The following is an 11,836-nucleotide window of genomic DNA, read 5'->3' on the forward strand; positions in this document are numbered from 1 at the left end:
ACATGATCGACAGCCTCTCCGCCCTCGCCCAAGCCCTGATCGCCGCCCACGATGGCGGACCGCTGGTGGCGGACGTCCCCGATCATCTGGTCCCCGCTGACCTCGATGCGGTCTACGCGCTCCAGGATGCCATCATCGAACGGACCGGCCCCGTCGGGGGCTGGAAAGTCGCTGCGGGCGTCGGCGACCCGCCGATCTGTTCGCCGATCCCCAAGAACCGCTATTTCGACAATCGGGCCAGCATCGACGGCAAGCGCCACCGGTTCGTCATTGCGGAACTCGAGATCGCGGTGATGCTGGGGGCCGACATCGCCGCGGGTTCCGACCGCGCCACCATCGCCGAGGCCATCGGATCGATCCATCCGGCTCTCGAACTGATCGGCAGCCCCTTCCCCGACCGGGACGCCATGGCGCGCAATCTGCAACTGGGGGACCTGCAGAGCAATGGGGCCGTCGTCGTCGGACCGGCGGTTGCCGACACGATTACCGGCAAGCTGGAGACCCTCCCGGCGGCGCTCTGGCACGATGGCGCCGAGGCCAAGGCGGTCGCCAACGGAGCCAGCTGGACAACGACGCTCGACGCCCTCGCCTGGCTTGCCGGCCACGCAGCCAGCCGCGGCCTGCCGCTCAGGGCCGGCCAGATCATCATCACCGGGGCGCGGCCCGTCGCGCCGATCGGTGAGGCCACAACCATCGAGGGGCGGGTCGAGGGGTACGGCGTGGTGAGTGCCACGATCGGCTAGAGCATGAAGTCACCCAGATTGGCGTCGTCATTGGCCGGCTCGGGTTCTTCGAGCGCGGTCGTGGCAAGGTGCCCGAAGAGCCGCGCATGCACCTGTCGCTCCGCCTGCATCGTGTAGGTCTTGCGCAGACTTTCGAGCAGGGCGGCAAGACCTGCCGACAGGCTCTCTGGCGGTGGCTCGGGCGAAAGGCCGGCAATGCGCAGCGCAATGTCGTCAAGAGCTTCGGCCATGGCGGATTGGCCCGACAGGCCGCGCGCCGCGCGATCGAGCAGGGCAATGACCTTTGGCCCATCGGCGTTGAGACGCGCCAGTGCAGCCGCGAGGCGCTTGTCGAGGCTGGTCAGAAGCTCGAGCGCCTGGCTGGCCTGCTGCTCGAGCTGGCCGACCTGTCCGGCGCCGTCTGCCCTGGCTGCGGCGCCAAACGACGCTGCAAGCGTAGAGGACTGATCGAGGCGCGCCATCGCCGCCTCGGCAGCCACCACGGTTTCACTGGTCAATTCGCGCAGTTGCGTCGCAATCACCGTGAGGGAGGCGCCGCGCGGCCCGAGCTGGGCGCAACGCACTGCCGCATTGAGGCTGACGAGGCGCATGTTCGCCTCGATGTCCTGCACCGCCGCAACGTGCCCGAGCAGAACGCCCACCGTGTCGTGCACCGCGCCGGCGACAGCTTCGAGCTTGCCGCGCTCCAGCTCAAAATCGCCCAGGATGGCAATGGCGCTGCGCAACTGCGCACTCAGGCCCGCCATGATCGAGCTCTTGCCGTTCTTGTCGCCATAAAGATCGCGGCTGCGCGCCATGATGACGCTGGCATCGGCTGCAAGGGCCGAGAGGGCCTCCTCGGCCTCCGCGACCTCCATGCCGAAGCTCGATGCTGCGTCGCTCAGTTGCGCCTGTTGCAGGGCCGACAGCGCCGCCCGGGCGGGCGCACGCTCGTTCACGTCGAGGTCGACGCCCATCGCACTGGCGTGATCGAGCGTATCTGCCAGGGCAAGCAGGCCCGCTTCGACATGTTCAAGCCGCTGCCTTGTGGCGTCCCCCACCTGCAAGGCCATGACGGCGCTGCCGATACGGGCCACAATCTGGCGCGATACGCGACCGGTTTCGGCGCTGCCGTCGACAGCGGCAACCCGCTGGCGGTCCAAAGCCTCGAGGGTCTCCGAGAGGCTCGCGGCAAGGGTCGAAAGGGTGCTGGCGTGCTGGCTTTCAAAGCGGGCGCGCTGGCTGGCGGCCTTGCCCACCTCCACCGTCAGCTGGCGATAGACCTGCGCAAATTCCTGGATGGTGCGGTTGGCCGTATCGGAGAGGGTAGCAATGTCGGTCGTGAAGACGTCGAAGTCGTCGCTGTCTCCGACGATGCCGGCGGCCGTTACCCGGGCATTGACCGAGACGATGCCCATCATCTTCACGGTCCGCCGCAGTTCGCTGATCGGGGCATTGGCCGCTGCAACGACCTCCACGAGCTTGTCGAGGTCGGCCTTTTCCTGGCCAAAAGCGCGCGCGAGATCGGCGGCGCGCTCCGCCACGTCGCGCAGGCGGGCGCTGGCGTCGAGTACGTCCTCGCCTTCCAGGGCCTCGGGCAGCGCTTCGAATTCGCGGGTCAGGCTGTTGAGCAGCGCCGCGCCTTCGGTGAGGCGCTCGCCGACGCCGACAAAAGCCGTCTCGATGCGGTCGCGCGGCGCGGCGATGGCGCGGGCCAGATCGCGGACAGGAGTGCCGGCCGTGGACGGTGACCGGGCGGAAGCGGTGGCGATCATGTGCCGGCCCTCTTGGTGGTGGCAGCGTGGGCGAATAGCGCGATTTCCTGCGCCATGCGCGAGAGCGGCAGCACGCGGGCAGCGGCGCCGCGCGCAATGGCTTCCTTAGGCATGCCGAAAACGACCGAACTGTCTTCGTCCTGCGCGACGGTATGGGCGCCCATCTGCCGCATTTCGAGAAGCCCCCGGGCCCCATCGTCGCCCATGCCGGTCAAGAGCATGCCGAGCCCATTGCGGCCTGCGGCCTGGGCGACGGAGCGAAAGAGAACGTCGACCGACGGGCGATGGCGCGAGACGTGCGGACCCTCGATGATCTTCACGCTGTAGCGCGTTCCGTTGCGCACCAGTTGCATGTGCAGATTGCCAGGGGCCAGGAGGACCTGACCGGGCAGCACAAGGTCGCCGTCCTCGGCTTCCTTGATGCGCAGGGCGCAGGTGCTGTCGAGGCGGCGGGCGAAGGCGGTGGTGAATTTTTCGGGCATGTGCTGGACGATGAGGATGCCCGGCGTGGCCGCGGGAAGCGCATCGAGCACTTCGCGCAGCGCCTCTGTGCCGCCGGTGGAGGCGCCGATGGCGATCAGGGGCTCGGTGGCCGGCATGCGTTCGGAGAGCGACTGGCGGCGCGTCTCCGACAGCGGCGGCAGGATGGCGTCCGCCGTCAGCTTGGCCTCGACGGTCATGGCGGGAGCAGCCTTGCGAATGCCTTTCAGTTTGGCATGGGCAGCCGCCTTGGCCGCGTCGCAGATGCGCATCCGCGATTCCTGGAGGAATTGGGCGGTGTCGACGCGCGGCTTGGCCACCACGTCCACCGCTCCGGCTTCGAGCGCCTCGATAAACGTGTCTGAGCCGGCCTGCGCGAAGCTCGAGCAGATGACGACGGGGATGGGCCGTTGCGACATGATCTTGCGCAGAAAGGTCAGCCCGTCCATGCGGGGCAGTTCGATATCGAGGAACATCACGTCCGGCACCTCCTGGCGGATGCGCTCGACTGCCACATAGGGATCGGCGGCCGTGCCCATGACCTCGAGATCGGGATCGGCCGCGATGATGTCGGAAAGCGCCAGACGAACCGAGGCGCTGTCATCGACGATGAGGACGCGAATTTTCTCGCCCATGGCGTGGCCTCAGAGTTTCTGGAACACGGCCGGAGCAACCTGCCGCACCGCCACATCAGTGCCGATCATCGACTCCGAGTGGCCAAGTAGAAGATAGCCGCCGGGTCGTAAATGAGCGGTGAGCCGCGTGATGACTTTTGTCTGATCCGCCTTGTCGAAATAGATCAGCACGTTGCGCAGGAAGATGATGTCGACGTCCCGGTCATAAGGATAGCTCTGGTCCATGAGGTTGAGACGCTGGAACTGCACGTGCCGGCGCAATTCGGGAACGATGCGCACCTCGGGGCGTGTTCCGGGGCGGCGGGAGAACATCAGGTAGCGCGACTGGAGCGCGGGCGGAACGGGCGCGATCTGCTCGGCCGGATAGATGGCGCGGCGGCCCTGCTCCAGCACGTCGGTGGAAATGTCGGTGCCCAGCACGGCGAAGCGGAAGCTTCGGCCGCGGGTCACCATGTCGGCCAGCAGCATGGCGATGGAATAGGCCTCGGCACCGGTGGAACTGGCGGCGCTCCACACCTTGAGCAGCGGCTGGCGATCGGTCCGGCCAGCCAGCAGCGTCGGCACGAGCGTTTTTTCCATGATCTCGAAATGCTCGGGCTCGCGGAAAAAGTCGGTCTTGTTGGTGGTGACGGCGTTGATGAGGTGGGGGCGCTCCTGTTCGAGCCCGTTCTGGCGGAAAAGGTAGTCGCCATAGGCTTCGAAGCCTGCCAGGCCCAGGGCGCGCAGGCGCCGGCGCAGGCGCCCCTCGACCATGAGGCGCTTGCCCGGCGGCAAGCGGATACCGACCTCCTGCCCGATCAGCGCCGAGATGCGCTGGAAATCGGTCGGGGTGAGGTGATCGTCTTCGTCGAGGCGCTGCGGGGCGCGGGCAAGGGCGGGCAAGAAAGTGTTCTCCGAAACGCAGGACGCCGGCCAGCAGGACGCCGGCCGGCGAGTGATCAGGCGGCGCGGCCTGCGGCAGGCACGGCGTTCCCGAGGAGCCGGTCGAGATCGAGAACCGTCACGAACTGGCCGTTGCGCCGTCCGATGCCCTCGATACAGTGACCGCTCCAGCCCGCGCTGATGGCCGGGGCCGGATCGAGCGCATCGCTATCGAGCACGGTCACTTCGAAGACGCGGTCGGCGCGCAGGCCGAGCACGACCGGTCCGTGTGCCGTCTCCACAGACAGCACCACGATCCGAGTGTTTTCCGTGTCGATGGCCGCGCCCATTCCCAGGGTCAGCCGCAGGTCCAGCACCGGTACGCCTTCGCCGCGCACGTCGATCATGCCCAGCAGGTTGTCCGGCGCGCGCGGCAGGCGGGCGATGGGACGCATGTCGAGGATTTCCTGCACCCGGGTGACGGGCACCGCGAAGATTTCCTCCGCGACGCCCAGGGTCACATATTGCTGGCGCTCGGCCATGAACGGGCCTCCTATGCGGCGCCGCGGCGGCTGAACTCGCCGTCGAGATCGTCGTGGCCGTCATCGCCGAGGTCGAGGTCGAAGCCGCCACCAGTGCGTGACTTGCCGGCCGGAGCCGGCTTGCGCGGAGCCATGTGCGGCGCCTTGGCGAGAATGGCTTGCTTCAGATCATTGGCCGGACGGGCGACCGCGACAGAGGTTTCCATGCCGCTGCCGTCGACGCGGAAGTACCCTATCGCCGCCTGCAGCTGTTCGGCCTGGCTGGCCAGCTCCTCGGAGGTTGCCGACATCTCTTCGGCGGCCGAGGTGTTCTGCTGGGTCACCTTGTCGAGTTGCTGGATGGCCGTGTTGATCTGGGCGGCACCGGCATTCTGCTCACGCGAACCGGCCGAGATTTCTTCGACGAGTTCGGCCGTGCGCTGGATGTCGGGCACCAGCCTGGAGAGCATCTCGCCGGCCGACTGGGCGGCCTTGACCGTTGTGCCGGAAAGGGTCGAGATTTCGGCGGCGGCCGCCTGGCTGCGCTCGGCGAGCTTGCGCACTTCCGAAGCCACGACGGCAAAGCCGCGGCCATGTTCGCCGGCCCGGGCCGCTTCCACAGCCGCGTTGAGAGCGAGCAGATCGGTCTGGCGGGCGATTTCCTGCACCACCATGATCTTTTCGGCGATCGTCTGCATGGCGCTGACGGCATTGTTGACCGCTTCGCCCGAGGCGATGGCATCGGCCGCGGACTGGCGGGCGATCTTCTCAGTCTGGGAGGCGTTGTCGGCCGACTGCTTGATGGTGGCGGCCATCTCTTCCATGGAGGCAGATGCTTCTTCGGTCGAGGAGGCCTGTTCAGTGGCGCCCTGGCTCAGCTGTTCGGCGGTGGCCGACATTTCCTGCGAGCCAGCGGCAACGTTGCGGGCCGCCGCGGTCACTTCGCCGACCACGTTGCGCAGCTTGGTGGTCATGGCATTGAGCGACTTGATGAGATCGCCCACCTCGTCGTCGCCCTTGATCTGGGCGGAGGCATTGAGATCGCCGGCAGCCACTTCGTCGGCGAGGCGAACGGCGCTGGAGAGAGCCCGCGAAATCGAGAGTACGATCCAGGTGGCCGCGACCAGAGCGATCAGGGCGGAGCCGATCAAGAGGCCGATCAGCAGCGTCATCGAGCTTTGGTAAACTTCTGCCGCGTGCTTCTGGGCCTCATCCATGACGGCTGTGTTCAGATCGATAATTGACTGCAGGATTTCATCCGCCTCAAGTCGCAGGTCGTTGACGCTGTTCATCTGCTGCAGCGCGAAGTAGTCGCCGTTGTCCATCGATACAGCAACCGCCTTATCCATCGCTGCAACCATGGCCTCGTACGCGTCGCGAGCTGCATTGAACAAGGCCATTTCAGAGGGCGGCATGGTCCTTTGAAGGTCAGGCAGCCGTTCTGCATTGGACTGCACGCCCGACAGATAATCTGCATGCCACTTTTCCTGCAGCTCTCGATCCTGCGAGGCCGCAAGCAATACGTTGCGCTGCTGACGGAACATATCCGAGCCAGTCAGCAACATCTCTGTAGCTGCTCGATATGCCGGGAAAGCAGACAGATCGCCGCCTTCGACCTTCCGCTGCAACGTGCTGCGTATATTGGCCATGGACTCCTCAAAGACGCCTAGGGAGTCGCTGCCATCACTGCGGCTGATGGCCAGGGCCGTGGCGTCGGAATTCTTGAGCGTCAACTCTTCGCCCTTCTGCACGGCAGCATAAAGTTCCTCCACCTTCGCCTTGAAGGCGGGCAATTTCTCGCGCACAGCCGGATTGAGTGCATTGCCATCAAGGAAGGCATGCCCATCGACGAGCTCCTGATAATCCTCGTGGAGCTTCTCTGTGTAGCTTTCTTTTTCGATCTGATCCGTAGTCAGAATTTGGGCGCGCACCCTTGAGCCCAAGCTCTCAAGGCTCGTTTGCATCTGCGATGAGCGAATTAGATTTGCCGACCGGACATCGACGATGGTTTGCAGCTCGGAGTTGAGCGCATCCAAATTCTGCACGGCGATGAACATACTGACGCCCGAGAGGGCAACGACGGTCGTAAACACCGCCGCCAGCTTGGTCTTGATGGTTAGTCTCACAGCGATGACCTTTCTTCTGTCGTTGCTGCGGCCGGCGTCCTGCCGTCCGTTGTGTCGAAAATCCGTTCCATGTCCGGAATGATGATGAAGCCGCCGTTGCGCTTGCCGATCCCCTTGACGAAGTCGGGGCGCCAACGCATGCCCACTCGCGGGGCTTCCTCGATCGAGGCGGCCTCGATGTCGGTGACGTCATGAACCTTGTCGGCCAGGATACCGGCAATGGTTGGCTCACCGTCGATGATGACTTCCATGACGACGATGCGGGTATCTTGGTCTGGCTCCGGGCGCTGCATGCCGAACATGACGCGCAAGTCTGCCAGCGGCACGACGCGCCCCCGCACGTTGATCAAGCCGCCGACGAAGGGGAGCGCGTTGGGGACCTCGGTAATGGGCACGAGATCAAGGATCTCGCGCACCTGAGAGGCCTCGACGGCGAACAGCTCGTCCTGGAGGCGGATGGTCAGCGCCTTCATCGGCGCTTCAGAGGCGCTCATGCCGCCCTCCCGTTGAGGTTGCGGTCCACGTAGGACTGGCCGGAAGCGACCAGATGCGCGGTGTCGAGGATTAGCGCCACGCTGCCATCGCCCAGGATGGTCGCCCCGGAGAACGACTTGATGTCCGAGTGGAGCTTGGAGAGCTGCTTGATGACGGTCTGGTTGTTGCCGATGATCTGGTCGACCACGAGCCCCACCCGCCCTTCGCCGGAGGAGACGATCACGACCTTCTGGTGCAGTTCACGCGGCGCGGTGATGCCGAAGACCTCCCGCAGCCGCAGGTAGGGCACGAGACTGCCGCGGATGTCGAGGAAGTTGCGGCCCTTCGCCTGCCCTTCAAGGCCCTCGGGCAGCTCGACACATTCTTCGACTGCGGCAAGGGGAATGGTGTAGCGGCCGGTGCCCACGCGCACGAGCATGCCATCGATGATCGCGAGCGTCAGCGGCAGGCGCAGGGTCATGGTCGTCCCCTCGCCCGGCCGGGTCGACACCTCGATGGTGCCGCGCAACCCATCGATGGTGCGCTTGACGACATCCATTCCGACACCGCGACCGGAGAGCGAGGTCACTTCCTTGGCGGTCGAAAAGCCCGGGGCGAAGATCAGCTGATGCAACTCGCCATCAGTCAGCTTGGTTTCGGGGGTGATGAGCCTGTTCTCCTCGGCCTTGGCGCGGATGCGGGCGGCGTCGAGCCCAGCGCCATCGTCACTGACCGAGATGGCGACTTCGGCGCCGGAATAGACCGCGGACAGCCGCACCTGCCCCTTGGCCGGCTTGCCGGCGGCGGCACGGCGCTCGGCCGTCTCAAGGCCATGGTCCACCGAATTGCGGATCAGGTGCACCAGCGGGTCGGCGAGACGCTCGATCATGGTCTTGTCGAGCTCGGTTTCCTCGCCGGTGGTGATGAAGTCGATGGGCTTGCCTAACTCGCCCGAAAGATCGTGGACCAGCCGCCTGAAGCGGCCGAACAGGCTGCCGATGGGCACCATGCGGATGCCCATGGTGGTGTCGCGCAGGCCCGAGGACAGGCGCTCGAGTTCTTCGGCGATGGTCTTCAATGCCGTGTCCGAACTGAGCGCGGCAATCTGGCTGAGGCGCGCCTGGGCGATGACCAGCTCCCCAACGCGGTCCATCAACTCGTCCAGTCTTTCCGCGGGAACCCGCAAGGAGCTGGCGGCTGGCTTGTCCGTTTCCGCCTTCTCCTGCGCCTTTGCACGCGGTGGAACCGGCACTGCGGCAGGTTCCTGGGCTCTTGGCGCCGCGGCCAGCTGGGTATGCTCTTCGAGGTCGATCGCGGCTGCGGGAGCTCTTTCCAGCGGCACTAGACTGAGTTCCATGCTGTCGCGCAGGAACAGGAAGACGTCGTCGATCGCGCTCGTCGGGTCGTCGGCCTCGATGTCCACCTGCCAGCCGATCTGCGGCACCTCGGGGTCGAGGATATCGAGATCGGGAATTCGGTCCGTCAGTGCAGTAACAGTGATCGGGCCGATTTGCGCGAGTTCATCGAGCAGCAGCAGCGGGTTGGTGCCGTAGACGAGGGCGTCCGATGGCAGGAAGAATGTCAGCCGCCAGAGGCGCGTGGTGTCGACTTTCTGCGCGGGCGTGCGCTCGGCGACTGGCGACGGCGCCACGGGTTCAACAGGCGTTCCTTCGACCACTTGTCGCAACTGGGACAGGATGACGTCGCCCCCCGTGATCCGTCTGTCCGGGTTTTCAATCAGGCGGTGGATGTGATCCTTGGCGTCAAGCGCCACGCCGATCAGGGCCTTGGTCGCCTCGCTCTGGCCCTTGCGCACCCGGTCAAAGGCCGTTTCGAACTCGTGCACGAATTCGGCGACGGCGGTAAACCCGAACATCGCGCCCGAGCCCTTTATAGTATGGAGGGCCCGAAAGGCGGAGTTGATGAGGTCGCCATTGCCGGGATCCTGCTCAAGGTCGAGCAGCCCCGCTTCGAGCAGATCGAGCAGCTCGCGCGCCTCCTGGCGGAATGTCTCGGTGGGGTCGGAGATGTTCATGCCCCGGTGACCTTCTTGATGACGGCCAGAAGCTGGTCCTGCTTGAAGGGCTTCACGATCCAGCCGGTGGCGCCCGCTTCCTTGGCCTGACGCTTGAGGTCCTCATCGGACTCCGTGGTCAGGAGGATGATCGGGATGCCCTTGCTGGAGGGGTGCTGGCGGTATTTGCGGATGAATTCGATGCCGTTGAGGACCGGCATGTTGAGGTCGGTCAGCACGGCGTGGACGGTATTGGTGGTGGCCTTGTCGTAGCCCTCGGCGCCGTTGGCGGCCTCGATGACGTCGAGCCCGGCACCCGTAAGGGTCATGGCCACCATCTGGCGGATGGACGCGGAGTCGTCGATGGTGAGGATGGTCTTGCTCATGGCTCAGGCCCTTGGCAGCGGTTCGGAAACGGGTGACCAGAAGGATGCCTGCGCCTGGCCCTCGGCCAGAAAGCCGGCCGCCTGGAGCACATCGGCCAGCGCTGCCCCAAGGGGAGCCAGCATCACCACGGACTTGTCCAGTTCGGCCGCCTTGTTGCGTGCCGAAAGAAGCGACTGAACGGTCGTCAGGTCCGCCGCCGTCACCGTCTGCGTGTCGATGCCGATCCGATCGTGATGTGAAATTGTCTCCCGCAGACTTGCCAGCACGTTCTGTGCCGATCTGATGCCTGCGTCAGCGCTCAAGACGAGCGTGTGGTATCGTTCATCGGCCATGTGCGTGGCCGGCCTGAAGGGTGATCTGGTCTGACATTCTGTCTTTCTACCGTTGAAAGTGGGGTGGGAACCGGTAGGCGTTTATGCGTGTCCGTACGCTTGCTACGTTTGACTCTATTGCTGTTTCTGCGGCATCGTATTCCCATCCGACGCAACACTATAGTTTCATCTCCAGCTTAAACATTAGTTACAGCATGGAACCCGTGATGATTTTTGTTGAAGAGATTTCAAAACAGTATTCAGCAGTAAAAGTAACATACGGCGACGCAAGCATTCGGTTGATTCCAGCCTGACGGGCTGGGCGGCAGAATCCGGCCATCAAGACTCAGAATCCAATGCGCAAGACTCTCCAGTAGAACACGCTGGATTCACTATGCGCATTACGGTGGCCCGCATCTGGTCGCGGCCGAGGTCCGGAATAGTGATGACGAGAGAAAGTCGCTTCGGTTCAGAAGTCAGCAGCGTCCGCAACGGGGGCCGACTGCATCAGCGCCATTATTTCCGGCCATTTGGCGCGGAAGGCCGTCACGCATTTGGGATCGAAGTGACTGCCGCTGGAGCGAACGATCTCGGCGTAGGCTTTTTCGATCGGCCAGGCGGCCTTGTATGACCGTTCAGAGCACAGCGCGTCGAAGACATCCGCGATAGCGACGATGCGCGCTTCAATGGGAATGTCGGTCTGTGACAATTGATCAGGGTAGCCGCCGCCGTCCCAGCGTTCGTGATGGCTCTGGGCGATCAGTTCGGCGGTCCGGATCAACTCGCTGTCACCGTTGCCGAGGATACGAGCACCAATGGTCACGTGCTCGCGCATCTTGGCCATTTCGTCGGGCGACAGTTTGCCCGGCTTGGTCAGGATAGCATCCGCAATTCCGATCTTGCCGATGTCGTGCAGGGGCGCAGCCAGATAGATCATGCGGCAGCGCTCGGCAGAGAGGCCTACGCCTTCGGCAATCATCCGGCTGATCAGCGCGACGCGCGACACATGTTCACCCGTGTCCCCGTCGCGATACTCGATGGCACGGCCGAGCCGGGAGATGATCTCCTCCTCCCGGGCGAGCAGGTGTGCTGTGGCGCGCTCGACTTCGCGTGCCAACCAGTTGGCGCGATCCGCCAATTCCACCTGCGCCTGGCGCAGCGCCAGAAGATTGGCCGCGCGCGCCTGGAGCTCAGTCGGATCGAACGGCTTGTGGAGGAAATCGGTAGCACCCGCCTTGATGGCCTCGATCCGAACGCTCGCGTCGAGGTCGGACGTGACCATGACGATGGGCACGATGTGATAGGCCGGGCGAGCGCGGAGCGCGGCCGTAAAGGCCACGCCGTCCATCTCGGGCATGATGTTGTCAACCACAACCAGGTCGAACTGTGTCTGGGCGCATTTTTCGAGCGCCTCCACGGGATTGAGGCAGAGCTCAACCTCGCCGATGACGGCCTCACGCAGGATGGCAGCGATCAATGCCAGGCTCGACCGGCTGTCATCGACAATGAGCAGACGCATGCGTTTGGTCC

11 protein-coding genes are annotated in these 11,836 nt (G+C 64.6%); 1 reads left to right on the forward strand and 10 read right to left on the reverse strand.

Features of this window, described 5'->3' with window-relative positions; translation table 11 throughout:
- Positions 1–2 precede the first annotated feature (2 nt).
- Positions 3–743, forward strand: a complete 741-nt coding sequence (locus IC608_RS09995; protein ID WP_191774976.1) for a hypothetical protein — start codon at positions 3–5, stop codon at positions 741–743.
- Here the strand turns inward: IC608_RS09995 and IC608_RS10000 are convergent.
- From IC608_RS10000 to IC608_RS10045, 10 genes are all read right to left on the reverse strand, one after another.
- Positions 740–2,497 carry a hypothetical protein gene (locus IC608_RS10000; protein ID WP_191774978.1) on the reverse strand — a complete coding sequence of 586 codons (1,758 nt, stop codon included), beginning with the start codon at positions 2,495–2,497 and terminating at the stop codon, positions 740–742. The genes IC608_RS09995 and IC608_RS10000 overlap by 4 nt on opposite strands.
- On the reverse strand, positions 2,494–3,612 hold the full coding sequence (locus IC608_RS10005) for a protein-glutamate methylesterase/protein-glutamine glutaminase (RefSeq protein WP_191774980.1): 1,119 nt from the start codon (positions 3,610–3,612) through the stop codon (positions 2,494–2,496). Before IC608_RS10005 ends, IC608_RS10000 begins: the two co-directional genes overlap by 4 nt.
- 9 nt (positions 3,613–3,621) lie before the next feature.
- The gene (locus tag IC608_RS10010) at positions 3,622–4,494 is read right to left on the reverse strand and encodes a CheR family methyltransferase (protein WP_191774982.1); all 873 of its coding nucleotides are present in this window, start codon (positions 4,492–4,494) and stop codon (positions 3,622–3,624) included.
- Positions 4,495–4,550: 56 nt separating this feature from the next.
- Positions 4,551–5,015, reverse strand: coding sequence for a chemotaxis protein CheW (locus IC608_RS10015; protein WP_191774984.1), 465 nt, complete (start codon positions 5,013–5,015; stop codon positions 4,551–4,553).
- 11 nt (positions 5,016–5,026) lie between these two features.
- Entirely contained in the window at positions 5,027–7,120 is a 2,094-nt protein-coding gene (locus IC608_RS10020; protein ID WP_191774986.1) for a methyl-accepting chemotaxis protein, read from the reverse strand.
- Entirely contained in the window at positions 7,117–7,614 is a 498-nt protein-coding gene (locus IC608_RS10025; RefSeq protein WP_248306278.1) for a chemotaxis protein CheW, read from the reverse strand. The genes IC608_RS10020 and IC608_RS10025 overlap by 4 nt, the downstream gene beginning before the upstream one ends.
- A complete protein-coding gene (locus IC608_RS10030; RefSeq protein ID WP_191774988.1) occupies positions 7,611–9,629 on the reverse strand; it encodes a chemotaxis protein CheA in 2,019 nt (672 codons plus the stop codon). The genes IC608_RS10025 and IC608_RS10030 overlap by 4 nt, the downstream gene beginning before the upstream one ends.
- Positions 9,626–9,994, reverse strand: coding sequence for a response regulator (locus IC608_RS10035; protein ID WP_191774990.1), 369 nt, complete (start codon positions 9,992–9,994; stop codon positions 9,626–9,628). The genes IC608_RS10030 and IC608_RS10035 overlap by 4 nt, the downstream gene beginning before the upstream one ends.
- A gap of 3 nt (positions 9,995–9,997) precedes the next feature.
- Entirely contained in the window at positions 9,998–10,327 is a 330-nt protein-coding gene (locus IC608_RS10040) for an STAS domain-containing protein (protein ID WP_191774992.1), read from the reverse strand.
- A 448-nt stretch (positions 10,328–10,775) separates the two neighbouring features.
- Positions 10,776–11,825 carry an HD domain-containing phosphohydrolase gene (locus IC608_RS10045; protein WP_191774994.1) on the reverse strand — a complete coding sequence of 350 codons (1,050 nt, stop codon included), beginning with the start codon at positions 11,823–11,825 and terminating at the stop codon, positions 10,776–10,778.
- Positions 11,826–11,836: the final 11 nt, after the last annotated feature.

It is taken from the genome of Devosia oryzisoli, from assembly GCF_014837245.1.
In the GTDB taxonomy this organism is placed as follows: domain Bacteria; phylum Pseudomonadota; class Alphaproteobacteria; order Rhizobiales; family Devosiaceae; genus Devosia; species Devosia oryzisoli.